This window comes from Pseudidiomarina piscicola (assembly GCF_902806985.1).
GTDB lineage: Bacteria > Pseudomonadota > Gammaproteobacteria > Enterobacterales > Alteromonadaceae > Pseudidiomarina > Pseudidiomarina piscicola.
Window position 1 is genome coordinate 100,324 of sequence record NZ_CADCXY010000002.1, and the last position, 21,162, is coordinate 121,485.

Annotated in this window: 17 protein-coding genes; 7 read left to right on the forward strand and 10 right to left on the reverse strand. The window is 50.7% G+C overall.

The genetic code is table 11. The features are described from left to right. Positions 1-4: 4 nt before the first annotated feature. The gene (locus tag PSI9734_RS05280; protein ID WP_173920083.1) at positions 5-226 is read left to right on the forward strand and encodes a YheU family protein; all 222 of its coding nucleotides are present in this window, start codon (positions 5-7) and stop codon (positions 224-226) included. Here PSI9734_RS05280 and cysQ read toward each other — a convergent pair. Then, complete coding sequence (gene cysQ, locus PSI9734_RS05285; protein WP_425500050.1) at positions 195-1,043, reverse strand: 3'(2'),5'-bisphosphate nucleotidase CysQ; 849 nt, start codon at positions 1,041-1,043, stop codon at positions 195-197. The genes PSI9734_RS05280 and cysQ overlap by 32 nt on opposite strands. Then, positions 1,024-1,581, reverse strand: coding sequence for an ADP compounds hydrolase NudE (gene nudE, locus PSI9734_RS05290; RefSeq protein ID WP_173920084.1), 558 nt, complete (start codon positions 1,579-1,581; stop codon positions 1,024-1,026). Before nudE ends, cysQ begins: the two co-directional genes overlap by 20 nt. A gap of 126 nt (positions 1,582-1,707) precedes the next feature. Between nudE and sthA the strand changes: the two genes are divergently transcribed. Beyond that, the gene (sthA, locus tag PSI9734_RS05295) at positions 1,708-3,114 is read left to right on the forward strand and encodes a Si-specific NAD(P)(+) transhydrogenase (RefSeq protein WP_173920085.1); all 1,407 of its coding nucleotides are present in this window, start codon (positions 1,708-1,710) and stop codon (positions 3,112-3,114) included. 1 nt (position 3,115) lies between these two features. Here the strand turns inward: sthA and envZ are convergent, their stop codons facing one another. The 4 genes from envZ to PSI9734_RS05315 all read right to left on the reverse strand — a co-directional run bounded on the left by envZ (position 3,116) and on the right by PSI9734_RS05315 (position 8,479). Beyond that, positions 3,116-4,444 carry a two-component system sensor histidine kinase EnvZ gene (gene envZ / locus PSI9734_RS05300; RefSeq protein WP_173920086.1) on the reverse strand — a complete coding sequence of 443 codons (1,329 nt, stop codon included), beginning with the start codon at positions 4,442-4,444 and terminating at the stop codon, positions 3,116-3,118. Continuing rightward, positions 4,444-5,172 (reverse strand): osmolarity response regulator transcription factor OmpR, encoded by a 729-nt coding sequence (ompR, locus tag PSI9734_RS05305; RefSeq protein WP_173920087.1) that lies wholly within the window; start codon positions 5,170-5,172, stop codon positions 4,444-4,446. The genes envZ and ompR overlap by 1 nt, the downstream gene beginning before the upstream one ends. A gap of 132 nt (positions 5,173-5,304) precedes the next feature. Next, positions 5,305-6,786 carry a class I adenylate-forming enzyme family protein gene (locus tag PSI9734_RS05310; protein ID WP_173920088.1) on the reverse strand — a complete coding sequence of 494 codons (1,482 nt, stop codon included), beginning with the start codon at positions 6,784-6,786 and terminating at the stop codon, positions 5,305-5,307. Between the two features lie 25 nt (positions 6,787-6,811). After that, positions 6,812-8,479, reverse strand: a complete 1,668-nt coding sequence (locus tag PSI9734_RS05315) for an isovaleryl-CoA dehydrogenase (protein WP_173920089.1) — start codon at positions 8,477-8,479, stop codon at positions 6,812-6,814. 156 nt (positions 8,480-8,635) lie between these two features. Between PSI9734_RS05315 and greB the strand changes: the two genes are divergently transcribed. Further along, positions 8,636-9,136, forward strand: a complete 501-nt coding sequence (greB, locus tag PSI9734_RS05320; RefSeq protein WP_173920090.1) for a transcription elongation factor GreB — start codon at positions 8,636-8,638, stop codon at positions 9,134-9,136. A gap of 94 nt (positions 9,137-9,230) precedes the next feature. Further along, on the forward strand, positions 9,231-11,570 hold the full coding sequence (locus PSI9734_RS05325; protein ID WP_173920091.1) for a Tex family protein: 2,340 nt from the start codon (positions 9,231-9,233) through the stop codon (positions 11,568-11,570). Positions 11,571-11,582: 12 nt separating this feature from the next. Here PSI9734_RS05325 and PSI9734_RS05330 read toward each other — a convergent pair whose 3' ends face one another. Both PSI9734_RS05330 and PSI9734_RS05335 read right to left on the reverse strand, forming a co-directional pair. Further along, positions 11,583-12,593: a GNAT family N-acetyltransferase gene (locus tag PSI9734_RS05330; RefSeq protein WP_173920092.1), complete on the reverse strand. Its 1,011-nt coding sequence runs from the start codon at positions 12,591-12,593 to the stop codon at positions 11,583-11,585. A gap of 50 nt (positions 12,594-12,643) precedes the next feature. Next, complete coding sequence (locus PSI9734_RS05335) at positions 12,644-13,780, reverse strand: acyl-CoA desaturase (protein ID WP_173920093.1); 1,137 nt, start codon at positions 13,778-13,780, stop codon at positions 12,644-12,646. 200 nt (positions 13,781-13,980) lie between these two features. Between PSI9734_RS05335 and fabR the strand changes: the two genes are divergently transcribed. Further along, entirely contained in the window at positions 13,981-14,604 is a 624-nt protein-coding gene (fabR, locus tag PSI9734_RS05340; protein WP_173920094.1) for an HTH-type transcriptional repressor FabR, read from the forward strand. Here fabR and PSI9734_RS05345 read toward each other — a convergent pair. Next, on the reverse strand, positions 14,570-16,348 hold the full coding sequence (locus PSI9734_RS05345) for an SLC13 family permease (protein ID WP_173920095.1): 1,779 nt from the start codon (positions 16,346-16,348) through the stop codon (positions 14,570-14,572). The genes fabR and PSI9734_RS05345 overlap by 35 nt on opposite strands. A 121-nt stretch (positions 16,349-16,469) precedes the next feature. On the opposite strand from PSI9734_RS05345, the gene PSI9734_RS05350 reads away from it, so the two are divergent. Both PSI9734_RS05350 and PSI9734_RS05355 read left to right on the forward strand, forming a co-directional pair. Beyond that, the gene (locus PSI9734_RS05350; protein ID WP_173920096.1) at positions 16,470-18,482 is read left to right on the forward strand and encodes a S9 family peptidase; all 2,013 of its coding nucleotides are present in this window, start codon (positions 16,470-16,472) and stop codon (positions 18,480-18,482) included. Continuing rightward, positions 18,463-19,515: a GGDEF domain-containing protein gene (locus PSI9734_RS05355; RefSeq protein WP_173920097.1), complete on the forward strand. Its 1,053-nt coding sequence runs from the start codon at positions 18,463-18,465 to the stop codon at positions 19,513-19,515. Before PSI9734_RS05350 ends, PSI9734_RS05355 begins: the two co-directional genes overlap by 20 nt. On the opposite strand, the gene pckA is transcribed toward PSI9734_RS05355, so the two are convergent. Then, on the reverse strand, positions 19,516-21,117 hold the full coding sequence (gene pckA, locus PSI9734_RS05360; protein ID WP_173920098.1) for a phosphoenolpyruvate carboxykinase (ATP): 1,602 nt from the start codon (positions 21,115-21,117) through the stop codon (positions 19,516-19,518). Positions 21,118-21,162: the final 45 nt, after the last annotated feature.

Genomic DNA, 21,162 nt, shown 5'->3' on the forward strand with positions numbered 1-21,162 from the left:
TCAAATGGAAATTCCATGGCAACAACTCGACGCCGAACTACTTGATAGCATAATTGAGTCGTTTGTACTGCGCGAAGGTACAGACTACGGCACCGAAGAGAAATCACTGGCCGAGAAAGTCGACGACGTGCGCGCTCAAATTGAAAGTGGCGACGCCATTTTAGTTTGGTCAGAGCTGCACGAAACCGTCAATATTATGCCTCGGGGTGAGTTTGGTGACGAATGAATATCTCTTGCCACGGCACCGCACTATCGCCGAGGATAAGAAAGTTCGGGTTACCTAACTCATCTTCCTCGTTATAGGTGAGTGGCTTAAAGTGTTCGCTAACGATAGAACCTCCGGCCTCACCGACAATCACATCTGCCGCGGCAGTATCCCATTCACCGGTTGGCCCAACACGTAAAAAGCAATCGGCTTGGCCTTCGGCAATCAAACAGGCTTTCAATGAACAACTTCCAGCGGGCACGGTACTTAGCTGACGTTCAGGGCTCATGCGTTGCAGTACGCGTTCGCGGGGCTGGCGGCGGCTGATGGCTAAGGTCACAGGACCTGTTGTCGGCTGTTCGAGCTTGCGCACTGCTAATCGTTGTTCACCATTTATGTCGCGGCGATAAGCGCCTGCACCTCTTTGTGCGACATATAACTTATCGCCAGCTGGCCAGTAAATAACGCCTAGCGTTGGCTGATGCTGCTCGACTAAAGCAATCACCACGGTAAAGTCGCCGCTGCGGGCGACGAATTCTTGGGTGCCATCAATGGGGTCAATCAACCAGTAGCGGGGCCACTTTTGTCGTTCTTCTAAAGCTAAGTGTGCGCCTTCTTCCGACAGCACCGGTATGTCGGGTGTCAACTCTTCTAAGCGCTGCAGAATAAAGCGGTGGGCAGCCAGATCCGCACTAGTTACAGGCGACTGGTCGGCTTTTTCATAGGTTGCATAAGCTTGCTCTTCATACAATTCCATGATCAAATCGCCGGCTTGCTGGGCAATGCAAGCGGCGCCCTCAAGCCATTCATGCAGTTGCTTAGTTGGGGTCACGTTCAAGCTCTCTTAAGGTCATCAATAAAGCGGCAATACTACGCGCTTCAGTAAAATCTTCTTGTGCCAACAGGTTTTCAGCGTCGCTTAGTTGCCAGTGCACGGGTTCCAAAGGCTCTGGTTCATCGCCTTCAAGGTGCTCCTGGTAAAGGTTTCGTGCAATGAAAATGTGCATTGTCGCAGAGAAAAACTGTGGCGCCATGGTCAGGCTTTTTAACGGGATTAGCTGTTCAGCACCATAACCGATCTCTTCTTTGAGCTCGCGGTTGGCCGCTTGTTCGGGAGTTTCGCCTGGATCAATCAAGCCTTTTGGAAAGCCAAGTTGGTAATCATGCAAGCCCGCTGCATACTCGCGTACCAGCACCATGGTTGTCGCATCAACAAAAGGCACAACCATCACCGCCCCGCGACCACTACTTTGCATGCGCTCGAACTGGCGCTCTACGCCATTGCTAAAACGAAGATCAACAGCTTCAATGCGTAACAAGCGACTACGCGCTACAATTTTACGTTGAAGTATTTCAGGGATAGGTCGTTGCGCCATATGCTCGTCACCGCTTGGAATCTGTCAAACTGATATCCAGAATAAGCCTAGGTTACTGGCTTCCGAACTGCTGTTTCGGTTACTATAGCGACTTGTAACAAGCGGTACAACACAGAGGAGCTTTTCATGAGCGAAACCACAATGCAATTCGACGCAGTCGTCATTGGTAGCGGACCCGGCGGTGAAGGTGCCGCAATGCAACTGGTGAAAAACGGTCGCAAAGTTGCGTTAATTGAAAAGCATAAATCGATAGGCGGTGGCTGCACCCATTGGGGCACTATTCCGTCGAAGGCGCTTAGGCACTCCGTCAGCCGCTTGATTGAATTTAACAGTAACCCGTTATTTTCCGGTGAAAACATTCAACGAGGGCTGTCGTTTGCAGATATCTTGCGTCACGCTCAAGGCGTGATTCAACAACAAGTGCAAATGCGCAGCGGCTTTTATCAGCGTAACGATGTCACCGTATTGCATGGCACCGCAACCTTTGAAAACGCCACCACCATTAAGCTTACCCAGGCAGATGGTACCGTTGAGACAATTGCCACCAAGCAAGTTGTAGTGGCGACAGGCTCACGGCCCTATCATCCGCCAGACGTTGATTTCAATCACCAACGCATCTACGACTCAGACACCGTGTTATCACTGAATCACGAGCCGCGAAGCATTATTATTTACGGCGCCGGTGTGGTTGGTAGTGAATACGCCAGCATCTTTCGTGGCCTCGGGGTGAAAGTAGATTTAATCAATACCCGTGATCGTTTGCTCTCGTTCCTTGATGCGGAAATGTCCGATGCACTAAGTTACCACCTGCGCAATAACGGTGTCGTGATTCGACATAACGAAGAGTACGAACGCATTGAAGGCAATGACAATGGGGTCACGCTGTACACCAAGTCAGGCAAGCGCTTAGACGCCGATTGCTTACTGTACGCCAACGGTCGCTCCGGCAACATTGAAGACTTAAATGTGCAAGCACTTGGTTTAACACCGAACTCTCGTGGCCAACTTGAGGTTTCTAAGCAATATCAAACGTCGGTACCGAACATTTATGCCGTGGGTGACATCATTGGCTACCCATCGCTGGCCTCGGCCGCCTATGATCAGGGCCGTATTTGCGCAACCGCGATGCTGTTTGGTGACTGCGAGCAACGCTTGATCAGTGATATTCCAACGGGTATTTACACCATTCCAGAAATTAGCTCTGTTGGTAAAACCGAAGAAGAATTGACCCAGCAGAAAGTGCCCTATGAAGTTGGCCGTGCACAGTTTAAGCACCTTGCCCGGGCGCAGATTTCGAACATGGCGGTGGGCAGTCTGAAATTGCTCTTTCATCGCGAAACCAAAGAAGTGCTAGGCGTACACTGCTTTGGTGAACGTGCGGCAGAAATCATTCACATCGGCCAAGCCATTATGGAACAAAAGAACGGTGGCAATACCATCGAGTACTTTGTCAATACCACGTTCAACTACCCGACCATGGCTGAAGCTTATCGTGTGGCCGCCCTCAATGGGTTAAATAGAATTCGCAGTTAAACTAGTCACTGCTAACACTTGGCAGTTCAATGCGAACTGCCAAGCCGCCTAAGCGCTGACTACGCCCAAACGAAATACGCCCGCCATGGCGCTCAACAATACGTTTCACGATCGCTAAACCTAGCCCTGAGCCTTTTGACGCCCGTGCTTTATCGCCTTGAGTAAAGGGCTGTAGCACATGTTCAATTTGACTTGCTGGAATGCCCTCACCGTCATCGCAGATACTAATCCAAACCCGCTTGCGCGCGGCCGCATAGCCGGTTTCTACAAGAATGCGTTGGCCACCATAGCGTTCTGCGTTTTCTAGCAAGTTCAGCAGTACCCGCTTAATCGAAATGGCACGCACAGGAATACTTGGGATCTCGCCGTAATGCACCTCAATTTCACTGCTCCAAGTTTCGGGGACATGGCCAATCACATCTTCAACTAAATAGTTTAGGTTTTCACAGTCACTGTCGGCGGCGCTATCAACACGTACATAATCGATGAATTGGTCGATGATCGCGTTCATATCGTCAATATCACTGATAATGCCTTCGGCCAGATAATCTTCACTGGCGGGCATCATCTCGGTCGCTAAGCGAATGCGTGTTAGCGGCGTACGTAAGTCGTGCGAGACGCCCGCCATCAATAGTGCGCGATCTTGCTCAAGCTGTCGCACTCCTTCGGCCATTTGATTAAACGCCTTAGTTACTGCAATCACCTCGGTAGAGCCACGTTCGCGCAAGCGCTCAGGGTAGTCGCCGCGACCAACTTGAAGCGCGGCTGCTTGCAACGATTTCAGCGGTTTATTCTGCCAACTAGTAAACAGCATTCCACCTAAAACGCTTAGCCCACCGATGAGCAGAAGGTAAAAGAGTAAGGGTGAAAAACGTGCTTCATCGAAGTTATCAAGCTTGATCCGCATCCAATATCCGGCCAGCGACTCGGTACGGATCCAGACATAGTAATTGGCGTCTTGCGAGATACGCACTTCGGTCGTGGCTGCCAGTTGCTGGCTCATCTGTTCAGATAAAAAACTGTAGGTAGTTGCTTGCTCTAGACCGTTTTCAATGGCCTCGTCGGAGGTAAAGCCATCCATACCCACAGCCTGGGTATAGCGTTCTGCGAGTGCGCGCTTTTCCACGTTCGACATTTCATGACTGGCAAGCCATTGGTCTAAAACAATGACCCCCTGTACTTGTTTCGCCACCACAGAGCTAATTTGTTGCATGGTTGGCTTGACGACATAGAGGCCAACCATCACATAAGAGACAACTTGATTAATTAACAGTAGCAGCGCGATCAAAGCGACCGTACGCGCAAATGCGGAACGCGGAAGAATGCGCATCAGCTGCCTTTTTTACTACCATCCGGAACGAATACATAGCCCAAGCCCCAGACGGTTTGAATATAGCGCGGGTTCGCAGGGTCTTCTTCTAACATGCGCCGCAGGCGTGATACTTGCACATCGATACTGCGCTCTAACGCACTATAATCGCGACCACGGGCCTGGTTCATGAGCTTATCGCGCGACATTGGCTGGCGTGGATGAGTCACTAATGCTTTAAGTACCGCGAACTCACCGCTGGTTAGCGGCATAGGCTCGTCGCCGCGGAACATTTCTCGAGTGCCAAGATTAAGTTTAAATTCTCCGAAGTTGATCTCTTGATCATCGTCTGAGGGGGCTCCAGGAATCGACTTTCCACGGCGCCGCAACACTGCACGAATGCGCGCCAGCAACTCGCGTGGGTTAAAAGGTTTGGCAAGATAGTCATCCGCCCCAAGTTCGAGCCCAATGATGCGGTCAACCTCGTCGCCTTTGGCGGTTAGCATCACAATAGGGATATCGTTATTGCCCTGGCGCAAACGTTTGCAAATCGATAGGCCGTCTTCACCGGGTAGCATTAAATCAAGCACCATAAGGTGGAAGTTTTCGCGCTCAAGTAAACGGTCCATCTGTTCACCTTGCGCTGCTGAACGAATGTAAAACCCTTGCTCTGTCAAGTAACGTTCTAACAGACTCCGCAACCGTGCATCGTCATCTACGACTAATATTTTAAAGGTTTCCTGGCTCATACTTGAGCTGCTCCTAGGGTTATCTAATGGTTGCAACTATAAAAGAAGCCCAACACTTTGCCAATCTAGCAAGGCGAACATCGATGGGCTTTTTGTATCAGAATGTTGCCCGTTAAGTACTGTCGACAACCATCACCTCAGCTGGTGCTTAAGTACCTTGCCGTTGGCATTACGCGGGAGCTCATCGATCCACTGGTACAGTCGTGGTAGTTTGAAGTCGGCCAAACGCGCAGCTAAAAATTCTTTCAGCTGGGGTTCAAGAGTTTGCTGCGCTTCCTTAGCTACGATGACCGCCTTTACGGTTTCTCCCCATTCTGCATGCGGCACACCAATCACTGCAACTTCGACCACGGCCGGATGCGCCGACAAGGTGTCTTCGATTTCACGCGGGTAGATATTAACACCGCCGGCGATAATAATGTCTTTCTTGCGGTCCTTGATCCAATAAAAACCATCTTCGTCTTGGATTGCTACATCGCCGGTCTTTAACCATCCGTCGGCCGTCAATGTCGCTTGGGTTGCCGCGGGGTTATTCCAATAGCAGGCCATCATACCCTCGCCGAAGATTTCAACTTCGCCAGGCTCGCCTACTGCGGGCTGTCGCCCGTTATCTGTGCGTAAACGCACTTCTGTGTTAAATGCCGCGCGTTGACCGACCGAGCCAGCTTTTGTTGCATGCTCCGCGGGCAACAACAGAGTGCCCGACGGCCCTGCCTCGGTAAGACCATAGACACAATAGAACTGGTTTGAATTAAAGGCCTTTTGAACTTGTTGCGTTTGCCCCGTAGACATTGCTGCGCCACCGTAAACCCAATGCGTCACCGTGGAGAGGTCGGTGCTCTCGATGGCCGCATGTTGTGCGGTTAACAGGTACGCAACGGGCGCGCCAAAGAAATGTGTTACCTGATGCTTGGGCACGAGCGTTAACAGTAAGTCTGGGGTGAAAGTCGGCGCAACAACATGTGCAGCCCCAACCAGTAGCCCGGCGAATAAAAATAGGTTAAGCGGTGCGGAGTGGGTAAATGGCATTAAATGCAGCAGTTTACTTTGCGGCGACATCGACATTTCCAACGCCATCATCATTGCCACCGCATGTAGCGCCGACTGATTATACAAGACGCCTTTGGGTCGGCCTGTGGTGCCTGAGGTGTACAGCAAAATAGCTGGGCTCAGTCGGTCGGCAACCGGTGCTGGCGGCACCTCTGCGGCTTTTACCGTTGGCGGGTCAAGCCGGTCAAGCCACAGTCCTACAAGCCCCTGCGCAACAAGTGGTTCAATTGCTTTACTGGTGAGTGAACTGGTCAGCACCAACGTCGATTCCGAGTCGCCCAAAATAAACTTAAATTCGGGTGTGGTAAGCCGGACATTGATCGGTACCGCAATCGCATCTAAACGCTGTATTGCTAGCACGCCTACTACAAACTCAATGCTATTCGGTAGTACTAACGCCACCCGGTCGCCGTTGCGAACGTCATGTTCATGATAAAGCCAGGCGGCGAGCTGCTCTACCCGCTGGCCAAGTTGCTGCCACGAAAGCTGCTGTTGATCGTCGGTGAGTGCCAACTGCTGTGGGTATTTACGCCAATTGCGGGCGAGCATTTGATAGATAGTCATTCGTTTCTCCCTTTCACAGCAGCACTTAGGCTGGCCAGGCGCGGGTTAAAATATCCTTCGCCGCGCTTCGATCCGTTAATCGACCGTAGCCCATGTGAGAATTATTTCCAAGCCGTGACTGACAAAAGCTATCGGCGACACTGGAGGGCGCGTATTGCTGTAACAATGCGCCTTGCAAACCGCGCGCCATTAGCTCAACCACTTGTCGCGCGTAGAACGGTTCGCTTTGTGCCTGTTGCAACCGCTGTGGCAACGCTGCAATAACGGCATCAAGGTTTGCATGACAACCTTTGGCTCGGCGCAGCTCGGTAAGTAACGCTTCAAACGATTGTGGCTGTTTTTCAACAGCGCGCAGAACATCGAGACACTGTACATTGCCACTCCCCTCCCAGATCGCGTTAATCGGCGCCTCGCGATAGAGCCGCGGCATAATGCAATTTTCCATCACCCCGCTACCACCAATCACTTCCATCGCCTCGTAGGCATGCTCTGGCGTACGTTTACAGATCCAGTACTTGCCAATCGCCACGGCAATGCGTGCGAATGCGCGTTCATGTTCGTCTTGTTGTTGGTCCATCGCGCGTGCCATACGCATGGTTAGTGTCATGGCCGCTTCACTCTCAAGCGCCAGATCGGCCAGTACATTTTGCATCAAAGGCTGATCGATTAACTGCGCGCCGAAAGCGGCACGATGTTGGCTATGATGCAAGGCCTGCACCGTGGCTTGGCGCATCCCTGCCGACGAACCGATCATACAGTCGTAGCGAGTCATCGCCACCATCTCAATAATCGTGCGTACCCCGCGGCCCTCCTCTCCTACCATCCAGGCAAAGGCGCCGCGTAACTCCGCTTCGCTGGAGGCATTGGCCACGTTGCCCATTTTGTCTTTCAAACGCACCAGTTGTAGCGGGTTTTTACTACCATCCGGGCGCCAACGCGGGAGCAAAAAGCAACTTAGCCCTGCCGTGGTTTGCGCCAATACCAAAAAGGCATCGCACATCGGCGCTGACACAAACCACTTATGGCCGACCAATTGGTACGCCTGTCCGGGGCCTTCTTTACCCAGCGGATAAGCGCGAGTTGTATTGCTTCGAACATCGGAGCCGCCTTGTTTTTCAGTCATTGCCATACCGATGGTCACCGCCTGCTTTTCACCATCAGGCAAATTCCGTGGGTCATACCCATCGGTGAGAATTTTCGGCAACCAGACGCGAGCCAGATCAGGCTGATGCCTCAGTGCCGGCACTGCAGCGAAGGTCATGGTAATAGGACAGCCATGCGCCGCTTCAACTTGCGTATGGAGATAATACTTTGCCGCACGGGCCACGTGCGCTCCTGCCTTCGGCTCGCGCCACGGCGATGCGTGCAAGCCATGCTGTGTCGCAATGCCCATTAGCTGATGGTACGCATCATGGTACTCAACCCGATCGATACGATGACCAAAGCGGTCCTGAGGTTCAAACTGGGGCTTTATGGCATTGGCTAAAAAGCCCAAACGAATAGTTTCGGCTTTACCGGCTAGGGCACCCATGGCATGTACCTGGTCTATGGCCCAGCCGGCATGTTCACGAGTTAGGGCTTGTTGCAGGGCAAGATCATTGCTGAATAAATTGTAGTTCTCAAGCGCCGGAGGCTGATTCTGTACTTCGTGGGTGCTGGCCATGAAACGTGTGGCTTGTTGGCTGTCTGACATTTTAGTTCTCCGCTCAACAACTGGGCTAAACTACTAGAATACCCCCTTTCGAAGGTGATGCAACGGCGCCCTTAAAGCCACGCTCGTGGCGGCAGCTTGTTTCTGTCTAAAGCCAAGTGCTACCATCTTAGGTTCATTCACTTGATGCTTATCCCTATGGCCAAAACCAATCTAATCACCCGCCACGGTTACTTGAAACTGCAGGCTGAACTCGACCATTTATGGCGCGTCGAACGCCGCGAAACCACTGAAAAAGTGGCTTGGGCTGCAAGCCTAGGCGACCGCTCAGAGAATGCCGATTACAAATACAACAAACAAAAATTACGGCAAATTGATCGCCGCATTCGGTTTCTTCGCAAACGGCTCGAAACATTAAAAATCGTCGACTACGCCCCCTCACAAGAAGGCAAAGTTTTTTTCGGTGCGACCGTCACGGTAGAAAACGATGACGGCACTGAGAAGACGTTCAGCATTGTCGGCCCTGATGAGATTTACGACGATAAGTCCGTGATATCAATTGATGCGCCGATGGCGCGCGCGGCTTTAGGTAAACAACTTGATGACGAGGTGCGAGTCACTACCCCCTCCGGCGTTCACCATTGGTATATTACCGCAATACGCTACCAACGCACCAAACCGGATGAAGCTCCTAGCTGACAAAGCAAATCTAACGTGAAGGTCGCGCCCGCTAAGCAATGGCTGCTATACTGGCGCGCACATTTTATGAATCCAACAAAGCGAGAACGAATACATGGGCTCGATTTCCCAGCAACTTGCGAATGAGTTAGCCGTCAGTTCGCAACAAGTCCAAGCAGTGATCACGCTACTCGATGATGGCGCCACAGTTCCTTTTATCGCCCGCTATCGTAAAGAGGCCACCGGCGGGCTAGACGATACTCAACTGCGTAACCTCGCTCAACGGCTCACTTACTTGCGTGAGTTGAACGATCGTCGCGAGGTGACCTTGGCCAGTATTCGCGATCAAGACAAACTCACCCCGACACTTGAACAGCAAATTCGCGCGACACAATCGAAAACTGAGCTCGAAGATTTGTACCTGCCCTACAAGCCTAAGCGTCGTACAAAAGGTCAAATTGCCATCGAAGCCGGCCTTGAACCGTTGGCGAACACCTTACTCGACAATCAAGACCAAGAGCCAGAGCAGGTTGCCCAAGACTATCTCAATAGCGATGCCGGCTTCGCCGATACCAAAGCTGTTTTAGAGGGTGCCCGTTTTATCCTCATGGAACGCTTTGCCGAAGACGCTGCACTCCTCAAAAAAGTGCGTCATTATTTATGGAGTAACGCTGAAATTAAAAGTGTTGTAGCGCCGGATAAAGAGCAAGAAGGCAGTAAGTATCGTGATTACTTTGCCTTTAGTGAGGCACTGAAAAAAATTCCTTCGCACCGTGCGCTGGCTTTATTCCGTGGTCGCAATGAGGGAATTTTGCAACTCAAGTTAGATGCCGACCCACACCAAGAAGACCCCAAAGCCCGCAGTTACGGCGAACAATTGGTCGCTGAACATATTGCCTTTAGCCCCGCAGGCCGTGCAGCCGATGCCTGGTTGCAACAAACCGTGCAATGGACCTGGCGCGTTAAACTCTTACTGCATATGGAAACTGAACTATTCGGCAGTGTTCGTGAGCGCGCTGAAGCCGATGCCATTAAGATCTTTGCAAATAACCTCAAAGACCTGTTAATGGCTGCACCCGCAGGTGCCAAAACCACCATGGGCCTAGATCCAGGTGTGCGTACGGGCATTAAAGTCGCCGTCGTCGACAGCACCGGCAAGGTTTTGGGAACCAATACGGTGTTCCCATTCCAACCACAAAATCAAGTCGACAAAGCCATGCGCACCATCGCTGGCATGTGCAAACAGCATAAAGTTGAGCTCATCGCTATTGGCAACGGCACCCACTCACGAGAGACCGATAAACTGGTCGGGGATCTGCTTAAAGCGGACGCCGAACTTAAGGCCAGCAAGGTGATTGTCAACGAAGCTGGCGCATCGGTCTATTCTGCCTCGGAACTCGCAGCCCAAGAATTTCCTGATCTTGATGTTTCATTGCGTGGTGCGGTTTCTATTGCACGCCGTTTACAAGACCCTCTCGCCGAACTCGTTAAAATAGAACCCAAGTCGATCGGTGTCGGCCAGTATCAGCACGATGTGGGGCAAACTCAGTTAGCCCAAAGTCTTGACGCCGTGGTCGAGGATTGTGTTAACGCCGTAGGTGTTGACGCCAATACGGCATCTGTAGCACTCCTCGCTCGCGTTGCCGGCTTAAATAAAACATTGGCGCAAAATATCGTGGCGCACCGTGATAGTCATGGTCGGTTCACCAACCGCAAGGCACTGCTAGATGTTACCCGCATGGGGCCTAAGTCGTTTGAACAGGCGGCCGGCTTCATGCGCATTATGGATGGCGACCAGCCCCTTGACCGCTCGGCTGTCCACCCGGAAGCCTATCCACTCGTTGAGCGCATGGCGGCCGATCATAATAAAGCAGTTGCACAATTAATCGGCGATAGTAGCTTCCTCAAAACACTTGAGGCACAAAACTATACCGACGCTAAGTTCGGCTTGCCGACGGTACGTGACATCATACGTGAACTCGATAAACCGGGTCGCGACCCGCGCCCCGAGTTTAAAACCGCAAACTTTAAAGAAGGCGTCGACACCCTAAAAGACTTACGACCAGGTATGACCCTTGAAGGTGTGGTGTCAAATGTCGCAGCTTTTGGCGCTTTTATAGATATAGGCGTGCATCAAGACGGCCTCGTGCACGTCAGTGCGCTATCGAACAATTTCGTCAGTGACCCGCGTGAAGTGGTTAAGGCCGGCGATATCGTGAAGGTTAAGGTGATGGAGGTTGACGTTCAACGCAAGCGTATCAGTTTAACCATGAAGTTGAACGACGAAGCGCCTGCAGCGGCGGCAACACCGAACCAGAGCACGAAAGGTTCAGCTAAGCCAAACAAGGCCTCGGCGGGCGGTGGTAAACGCTCAACCAGCAAAGCACAACCGCCGCTAGGCAACTCAGCAATGGGCTCCGCTTTCGCCGATGCTTTTGCGAAAGCGAAGAAGTAACAGCTCTTTTAGTTAGCTAAAGAAATACCGATAACTAAGTAAAGCTGAACAAACGGTCCAAATCAGCATACTGAAAATTGGTAATGCAACCATCACCCGCACCGTCGCTGAACGTTTGCGGGTGGTGGTATCAAGAAAGCTCGGCAACGACGGTAATATAGCTGTTATACCCTCATCATAGCGCCGCAAGGTCTTCTTATGGTGCTCAAAAAACTTCAATCCAGACTTTAATTTAGTGTAGAAAATAAAGTTAATCACATAACCAAAGGTGATCAACATTACCGCTGTCCAGGTATTGGTTGGCGTTTGCGGTCGCTCCACTAAGAATGCAAACGCCGTCATAAACGCAGTCATGAAGGTCACCAGCATCCCCAGCTTGGTCCAGTTTAAGTTGTCTTCATGGGTGTAGAGTGCGGTAATACCATGTTGCTTTTCAATGAGCTGCTGCAATAAATCATTTTTATCGCATTGTGCCATGCGCGTTTGCGGTAGTTTTTTGCTCTTATTAACATACCAAATCGAGCGCGTACGAATTTCGCCATCGTAGTCTGCGGGCGGTTTGAGGTCCCAAAGAAAATGGAAACCTACTTTACGGTGAAACTCAATTGAGCGGGTATTTAACGGCTCATTGACAACGGCAGCGAGGGCGAGGTCGGTGCTCATTTCGGCAAAAAGTTTTTCGTAAAGTGCACGGGTAGCGCCCCGCACTTTGCCCGAGGCACAGATCTGTTTGATTAACGTAAACGGCTCGACGACCGAGTAGCGCAGACACGAATTAACGATTTCATCAGGCTGAATTGATTCACTATGGTAAGCAAGTAAAAACCCACCAAGTTGACCATCTTCCTCGGCCACCCAAAAATACTCGGCGCTATCTATGTAGGCGTGATATTTGTCTTGTGAGAAGTTAGAAATCAGGAAACCGGTGTCTTCCGGTGCTGGCAGGTTCTTTAGTAACCAGCTTTCTGCCAAGGCGTGAAGCGCAGGCACATCATCATGGGTTGCGGGGCGAATTGTAAGCATGCGGGCATCCATTTCAAAATATAAAAATTGATGCCCAGCATGATAACACGTTAATTTAGTTGTGGTTGTTGCAACAACAGTTTGAACTGGCGCTTGTGCTGCAAAAATGAACTACGCAGCTCAGCTACCTTGGCTTGCATTTCGTCCAAGGTCGGCATGTGCTCAGCGAGCGCCTTGGTTTTACTATCGAGCAGCTGTTTACGGGCCTGATAGTACTCTCGCAACCTGATCAGCAGCGCATCATATTCATCATGTAGCTTCTGCATGGTGGTTTCGCAACTAATCGGTGTGCTAGTGGTGACCGTTTTAAATTGCATTTCTAACTTAGCTTTTTCAATTTGATAGCCATGTGTACGCTTCAAGTTAGACGTCAACCCTAACCACGAGCAGCTACGAATCAACCATTTGGTTGGGTCAAACTGCCACCAGCGAATACCATTACGATAGTCTGCTGAAAAAATATGATGGTAGTTGTGATAGCCCTCGCCAAAGGTCAAAAAGGCTAACACACCGTTGTCACGCGCAGTGTTGCGATCGGTATAGGTTTGTTTGCCCCAAATGTGCGCCAGCGAGTTAATGAAAAACGTGGTGTGGTGGTTGATCACCAAGCGTGCAAAACCGACTAAGATCACCGCTCCCCAAACATCTCCAAGCATAAGCCCGAGTGCCACCGGCCAACCAATCGTGGTTAGCAAGGTCAAGGTAAGATAATTACGGTGTTGCCACATCACGATAGGATCGCTTTGCAGGTCTTTGACATTATTATAGTTACTATAACGTGATGCTTGATATTCACGCAGCATCCAGCCGATATGCGAATACCAGAAGCCACGCTTCGCGGAATACGGGTCTTTGTCGTTGTCATCAACATGTTTGTGATGCTCACGATGGTCTGAAGACCAATGCAAGGCGCTGTTTTGTACTGCTAACGCACCACCTAGAGCGAACAGTATACGCAGCGACCAATGCGCATCATAGGTGCGGTGAGACCATAAGCGATGGTAGCCAGCGGTGATAGAAATACCCGCAAAACCAATGGTTGCAATAAGTGCTAACCATAAACCAAAAGAAAATCCGTGCGTGAGGCCATACCAAGGCACGCCTATCGCGGCAACGGTAAAAGTGATCGCAAATACGAGGGTGTTCAGCCAAATGATTTTTGGCTTAGCAGTTTGAGACTTCGACATAAAATACCTACTTTAAAAAACCGGCATGTTGCGCGTTCGGAAAACTTAGCGAACATGTGTACGCTGAATTTACTGGTATTAGGCTTTCGGTGCAACCTTTATTTAAGAAAAAGCGATGAATTGCGTGAACACCCGTTCACTGACATAATCGCCACTATGACTCAGGTTTAGGCAACAAAACAACGAAGGAAGTTCCACTTATGGCTGGTGTACGCGCCGCTCAAAAAGAAAAGACGCGTCGTGCGTTGATACAAGCGGCAATGAATCAGCTAAGTGCTGAACATGGTTATGCATCTTTGAGCCTACGTGAAGTCACGCGGGAGGCAGGTATTGCACCCACGTCGTTTTATCGCCACTTTCAAAATATGGAAGAATTAGGCCTGACCTTGGTTGATGAAGGTGGTTTGGCCCTACGCCAGTTGTTGCGGCAGTCGCGTCAGCAAATTGATCAAGGGGGCTCGATTGTGCGCGCCTCGGTCACCACTTTCATGGAGTTCGTGGCCAGTAATACCGCTATTTTTAGGTTGTTACTGCAAGAAAAGTCGGGCAACTCACGTGAATTTCGACTTGCCGTACAACGCGAGGTTGAACATTTTACCGCGGAGTTAGTCGACTACTTAGTTACGGAGCAAGACTTCCCCCCAGGGCTGGCAGAATTACAAGCCGATGCCATCGTCCGCATTGTCTTTAGTGCGGGCGCCGATGCGCTTGACGCAACGACGACACAACGCCAACAGTTACTGGAAACAACCATCGCGCAAGTACGAATTGTTGCCCGCGGTGCAGAAGCTACGCGTACATCGGCCACTGCAACGAAATCATGATCAGCGCCACGACCACCATCACCAACGACAGCGGCAGCCCCAACCGCCAGTAATCTGCAAACTTATAGCCACCTGGGCCCATCACCAAAATATTCGATTGATGACCAATAGGCGTAAGAAAAGGTAAGGCAGCACCTAACGCGACGGCCATTAAAAACGGATCCTGAGAGGCTCCTAACGTACCCGCCAGACTGATGCCGATTGGCGCCATCAAGACCGCCGCTGCGGCATTGTTGACCACATTGGAAAGCAACATGGTTACCACCATCAGTAAGCCCAGCACCACCACACCGGGCGCCCCCTGACTGACCCACAGAGCTGCCTCTGCGATGGTGTCAGCAGCACCACTTTGCTCTAAGGCGCCGCCAAGTGGGATGGTCGCGGCCAACATCACAATAATTGGCCAATCAATGTGCTCGTACAGCTCACGGATCGGCAACACATTGGCGAGCACCATGACACCGGCAGCCATGGCAAAAGCCACTGGCACACTGACCAGCCCAGCCGCACTAACGCCGATGGCGGCAAAAAAGATACCCAACGGCAGCAGTAACTTGCGCTTACTACCTAAACGAATGTTGCGCTGCGCCAGTGGAAAACAGCCAAAGCGATTAAATACATCATTGAGTAATTCCGCATCGCCCTGCAAGAGTAATACATCACCGGGTTTGAAGCGCACATCTGACAAACTGGGCTTGAGCGGCTGGCCTTCGCGCGCGACCGCTAAAACATTCACGCCAAACCGATGGCGTAAGCGCAAATCTGCCGCCGAGCGGCCGATAAGTCGAGAGTCGTGTCCAACGATACCTTCAATGACCTTTATTTCATCGGACACTAAAAACCGTGTGCCTATTTCCTCTTCGGCATTGAGCTCAAACTTGGTGATATCTAATATTTTCTGCAGGGTTTCCGTATCGGCCTCGACGATCACCACATCTTCCGCTTTTAAACGTTGGTAGCGCGGCGGAGCCGTGATCATTTGCTTGCCTCGTTTGAGTGCCACTACGGCAAAGTTCTCTTTAATTTTGGACTCAAACTCGAATAAGGTGTGGCTAATTAGCCCCGCACCTTCGGGCACATAGAGCTCAGTTAAGTAAGCACTCACATCGTACGGTGAGCTTGATGTATCGCGGCTCTTACTGCGCGGCACTAGCCAATGTGCAGTCAGCCACATCAACAACAAACCTGCCACCGCCACACTTAACCCCACCGGCGTGAAATCAAAGATGCCAAAAGCCTCGCCACCATGTTTCGCCCGAATATCAGAGATAATAATATTCGGCGGGGTACCGATCATGGTAATGGTTCCGCCCAGTAACGAACCAAAGGCCATCGGCATCAACATCAACGAAGCATGTCCGGCACCGCTGCGCGACAATTGCAAGGCCACAGGGATCATAATCGCCATCGCCCCGGTATTGCTGATAAAAGCCGAGACAAAGGTGGTGAGTCCCGTCAATACAATCATTTGCAGCCAAACACGATCGCCAACACCTTTGACGCTGCTGGCCATGGTATCGACCACCCCCGAGCGCCATAGTGCGTGGCTTATGACCAGCACCGCTGCAACTGTTATCACCGCTGGGTTGCCAAACCCTGAGAACACTTCTTGTCGTGGCACCAAACCCGCTAAGTAGGCAGCAAACAACGCCGCCATCGCGACAAAGTCATAACGCCACTTGTCCACCACGAAAAGAATTAAAGCTGAGATTAGGATAATGCCGATCCAAACTTGATCTGCCATACTAATCTTCCTCATTATTTTGTATAAGATTTAGAGTGGCTTGATTTCGTGGGAAGTCAACTATTTTGCTGCTACTATAAGCAAAATTAAGCTTTAAAAATCATAGTTAGAGGAGAAAACCATGGTGCTACGAATAGGTCTCACTGCGCTATGTGCTGCACTGAGTTTAAGTGTCAGCGCGCGTGATATAACGCTTACTGAAACCGTGACAACAAAATCTATCAACAGTGTCGCCGTAAGCGACGATGGCCAAATAGCGGCCTTCACGAAAGTCATTCCACGTACCCCCTACGTTGACGATGATGGTGGCAGCCAAGTCGAGCTTTATGTGGTGCGCGGTGAAGACGAGCCAGTGCCTTTTATCACCGATAAGCAAGGTGTTGGCGACCTCAGCATTCATGGTGACTTCATTTACTTCACCAGTAAGCGTGATGACGATAAGCACACCAGCCTCTATAAAATTTCTCTCAATGGCGGTGAAGCGCAAAAAGTCTTCAGCCACGATAGTAGCATTTACAGCTATACCTTAAGCGCCGACGGCCGTTACTTAGCGTTCAGGGCTCGCTCAGAGCAAGACGAAAGCGAGAAGACTCTTGCCAAAAAAGGCTTCAAGGCGGAAGTCTATGAAGAAGAAAACGAATTTACCCATGCGTGGTTTGTTGACCTGAGCGGTGAAAGCCAAATTGCGGCGCAATTAACCGACGACCGCCAAGTTTTCTCTGTCGCTTTTCGTCCGGGCCATGAACAGCTATTGCTACGTACCGCCCCAACCGCGTTAGTCGATGACAATTACATGAGCAGCCAATATGAGCTGATTTCTTTTGCCGGCGTGCAAGAATCTAGCTTTGCCACAGTTGGTAAGCTCGGCAAAGCCGAGTTCTCGCCTGATGGCCGCTACCTCGCAGTGATTGCCGCTGCCGATTTCAATGACCCGGCGTCAGGTCGTTTGCTGGTATTTGATACGCAAAACGACAACACTGTACGTAATGTACTGCCAGACTATGCGGGCCATGTGCGCGACATCGATTGGCGCAACAATGACGAACTGATTTACCTTGGCCATGTGGGCACTGAGTCAGAAGTTCAGGCAATTACCATGCAGTGGCTAGAAACCCGCCCGTTACTTGAAGCGGGAGAAGCCATTGTGGTTGATATTGAAGCCGCTGTCGGGCAGTCAGGCATCTATGCCCGTGCGCATCGTGCAGCCCACCCAACCGAACTGTTCCGCGTGGAAATGCAACGCTTGATCCGTTTGACCGATTCCAACCCATGGCTTAGCGATATTACCATGCCGAAGCAGGAAACCGTTCGTTACGAAGCGCGCGACGGCCTAGAGCTTGAAGGGATTTTAGTCTACCCAACGGACTATCAGGAAGGCACTCAATACCCGCTAATTACAGTGGTACATGGTGGCCCTGAGTCGCACTACAGCAATGGCTGGCTCGACCGCTATTCAAGCCCAGTGAAACACGCAGCACAGCAAGGCTACGCGTTATTCTTCCCAAATTATCGCGGCAGCACCGGGCGTGGCGTCGAGTTTTCAAAACTGGGTCAAAATGACTATGCCGGAAAAGAGTTTGACGACATTGTTGACGGTAAAAACTACCTGGTCGAGCGTGGTGTCGTGGATACCGACCGTGCGGGTATCACTGGTGGCTCGTATGGCGGCTTTGCGTCCGCTTGGGGCGCTACCGCGCAGACAGAGCACTGGGCCTCTAGTGTGATGTTTGTTGGCATCAGCGATAACATTTCCAAATTCGGCACCACCGACATCGCCAAAGAGATGCACGCGGTACACGCGCGCAGCTACCCGTGGGAAAAATGGCAATGGTACTTAGAGCGCAGCCCTATTTATCATGCTGAAAAAGCGCGTACGCCCATTTTGATCATGCACGGCAAAGAAGATACCCGGGTGCACCCAAGTCAATCGATGGAATTATATCGCTACTTGAAAACCCATAATAATGTGCCCGTACGCCTCGTGCTTTATCCGGGTGAAGGTCATGGTAACCGCCGTGTCGCAGCGCAGTTAGACTACAGTATGCGCATGATGCGTTGGATGGATAGCTTCCTAAAAGAGGGCGCAACTGAAGCCCCGGCACACGAGCTGCCCCATGCTGAGCAAATCAACTAGCATTAACTCGCCATTGGACCCGCGCTATCGGCGGGTCCAATTTTTGAAGGCGCTACTGTGGATTATCATTGTAGTAGCGCCACTGCTTGCCGTTGTTAATTATATCCGCGAGCAGCATAGCTTGATGGTTGCGCTTGAGTTGGGCCTGCTGGCGATAGCTGCCGGGCTCTTTCTTTGGTTAGAAAAACAACCTAAAGCGGTTCTCGTCATTAGCTGGCTTGTGACATTACTGATCAGTTCGGTGGTGGCGGTCTATATTGTTGTTAGCCAAGGCCAGTCGTACTCACTTTATTGGCTCGCTGTGATTCCACCGGTTGCCTATGCACTACTAGGCGGGCGCTGGGGGTTACTGCTAAGTGCCGCATTTTTACTAGGCGTTTTCAGCTTCATTAGCGTAACCGAAGCGACATGGAGCGACGCCCCATTCACTATTGATTCGCTGTTAAACATCATCATTGCCACAACGGCACTGATTATTTTACTTAGGTACATAGAGCAAACGCGCTCTGATGCTTTTCACTTTTTGCATCAACACAGCGAACGGCTCAAGAGCATTGCCGTGACAGACCCTCTCACCGGGCTCTTTAATCGAGTACAGCTAGACCATGATCTGAACCACTCTTTAGTTAAAGCGCGGCAAAGCGACTCCGGTTTTAGCATTATGCTAATTGATATCGATCACTTTAAACGAGTTAACGACACCTATGGACACCAAGTAGGTGACATCGTGCTGGTTGAGCTGGCACAAATTCTAAGGACACGAATTCGTAGTACCGATGTTGCTGGTCGCTGGGGAGGCGAAGAATTCTTAGTGTTAGTGCCTAACAGTACCTCGCAACAATGCGTGAAACACGCGGAGATCATGCGCGAGGCGATTGCGCACTTTTCATTTCACGATGGCATACGTATTACCGCCAGCTTCGGTGTGGCGAGTTTCCGCAACGGCGACGATAGTGAGAGTTTGATTGCGAGGGTAGATAAGGCCCTCTACCAAGCAAAAGCAGAGGGCCGAAACCGGACAGTGAGCGCCTAACTAAAGCTGCGGGCCCGCAGCTACCAACGCCTTGCCTTCGTCATTATCGGTGAACTTCACGAAGTTCGCTACAAAACGGCGGGCTAAGTCTTGGGCTTTCACATCCCAATCGTTGGCATCTTCATAGGTTTGGCGCGGATCTAGAATAGACGCATCTTCAACGCCCGCTAGCGCTGTAGGCATCGCCAAATTAAAGTATGGCAGGTCGATAAATTCTGCATCTTCAATACTGCCATCGAGAATGGCATCGATAATGGCACGCGTGGCCTTAATCGAAATACGTTTACCTGAACCATTCCAACCGGTATTTACCAGATAAGCTTCAGCGCCAGCCGCTTCCATTCGCTTCACCAACACTTCAGCGTATTGGGTGGGGTGAAGACTTAAGAAAGCCGCACCAAAACAGCTAGAGAAGGTTGGGGTTGGCTCAGTAATACCACGTTCGGTGCCTGCCAACTTGGCGGTGAAGCCCGACAAGAAGTGGTATTTGGTTTGTGCTTTGGTCAATTTTGATACCGGTGGCAACACACCAAAGGCATCAGCCGTTAAAAAGATAACTTTTTTAGCATGACCGGCTTTCGATACTGGCTTAACGATATTTTCGATGTGATGAATAGGATAGGAAACCCGCGTGTTTTCCGTTTTTGAGCCGTCATCAAAATCAACGCTGCTATCGTCTAGTACAGTGACATTTTCGAGCAATGCATCGCGACGAATTGCGTTATAAATATCTGGTTCAGCTTCTTGCGAAAGGTTGATGGTTTTCGCATAACAGCCACCTTCGAAGTTAAACACGCCATCGTCGTCCCAACCATGCTCATCATCACCGATTAATGCGCGCTTCGGATCCGTCGATAAGGTCGTTTTACCGGTTCCCGATAGACCAAAGAAGATGGCGACGTCGCCATCTTTGCCGACGTTCGCCGAGCAGTGCATAGAAGCGATACCTTGCAGTGGTAAAAAGTAGTTCATCATTGAGAACATACCTTTTTTCATTTCACCGCCGTACCAAGTACCACCGATTAACTGAATACGTTCGGTCAGGTTAAAGGCAACGAAGTTTTCTGAGTTTAAGCCGTGCTCTTGCCACTTAGCATTGATGCACTTGGCACCATTCATCACGACAAAGTCAGGTGTGAAGGTTTCTAGCTCTTCCGCTGACGGGCGAATAAACATGTTTTTGACGAAGTGAGCCTGCCACGCAACTTCCGTGATAAAACGCACTGATAAACGGGTGTTTTCATTGGCACCGCAAAAAGTATCCACCACAAACAAACGCTTGCCTGAAAGCTGATCCGTTACGGTTGTTTTTAAATCTGCCCAGACGTCAGCTGAAATAGCTTTGTTGTCATTTTTGCCTTGATCTGCCCACCACAAGGTATCTTTGGTTGTTTCGTCACGAACAATGTATTTATCTTTCGGCGAGCGGCCTGTAAAAATACCCGTATCAACAGCAACTGCGCCTAAGTCGGTAACGACGCCTTTCTCGTAACCTTCAAGGTCACTGCGCGTTTCTTCGTTAAAGAGTTGTTCGTACGAAGGATTATGAATAATCTCATTGACGTCTGTAATGCCATAGCGGCTTAAATCCAGATCAGTCATGTGGCGGACTCCTGCGGGTCTAGTCTGAGCAAATAAGAATGAAAC

Coding starts and splice junctions, on each gene's coding strand:
- PSI9734_RS05350 (WP_173920096.1), top strand. CDS start 16,470: ATGGTGCTACGAATAGGTCTCACTGCGCTATGTGCTGCACTGAGTTTA.
- PSI9734_RS05335 (WP_173920093.1), bottom strand. CDS start 13,780: ATGTCGAAGTCTCAAACTGCTAAGCCAAAAATCATTTGGCTGAACACC.
- fabR (WP_173920094.1), top strand. CDS start 13,981: ATGGCTGGTGTACGCGCCGCTCAAAAAGAAAAGACGCGTCGTGCGTTG.
- PSI9734_RS05315 (WP_173920089.1), bottom strand. CDS start 8,479: ATGTCAGACAGCCAACAAGCCACACGTTTCATGGCCAGCACCCACGAA.
- PSI9734_RS05345 (WP_173920095.1), bottom strand. CDS start 16,348: ATGGCAGATCAAGTTTGGATCGGCATTATCCTAATCTCAGCTTTAATT.
- PSI9734_RS05355 (WP_173920097.1), top strand. CDS start 18,463: ATGCTGAGCAAATCAACTAGCATTAACTCGCCATTGGACCCGCGCTAT.
- sthA (WP_173920085.1), top strand. CDS start 1,708: ATGAGCGAAACCACAATGCAATTCGACGCAGTCGTCATTGGTAGCGGA.
- PSI9734_RS05330 (WP_173920092.1), bottom strand. CDS start 12,593: ATGCTTACAATTCGCCCCGCAACCCATGATGATGTGCCTGCGCTTCAC.
- PSI9734_RS05280 (WP_173920083.1), top strand. CDS start 5: ATGGAAATTCCATGGCAACAACTCGACGCCGAACTACTTGATAGCATA.
- PSI9734_RS05310 (WP_173920088.1), bottom strand. CDS start 6,786: ATGACTATCTATCAAATGCTCGCCCGCAATTGGCGTAAATACCCACAG.
- nudE (WP_173920084.1), bottom strand. CDS start 1,581: ATGGCGCAACGACCTATCCCTGAAATACTTCAACGTAAAATTGTAGCG.
- envZ (WP_173920086.1), bottom strand. CDS start 4,444: ATGCGCATTCTTCCGCGTTCCGCATTTGCGCGTACGGTCGCTTTGATC.
- PSI9734_RS05325 (WP_173920091.1), top strand. CDS start 9,231: ATGGGCTCGATTTCCCAGCAACTTGCGAATGAGTTAGCCGTCAGTTCG.
- ompR (WP_173920087.1), bottom strand. CDS start 5,172: ATGAGCCAGGAAACCTTTAAAATATTAGTCGTAGATGACGATGCACGG.
- greB (WP_173920090.1), top strand. CDS start 8,636: ATGGCCAAAACCAATCTAATCACCCGCCACGGTTACTTGAAACTGCAG.
- pckA (WP_173920098.1), bottom strand. CDS start 21,117: ATGACTGATCTGGATTTAAGCCGCTATGGCATTACAGACGTCAATGAG.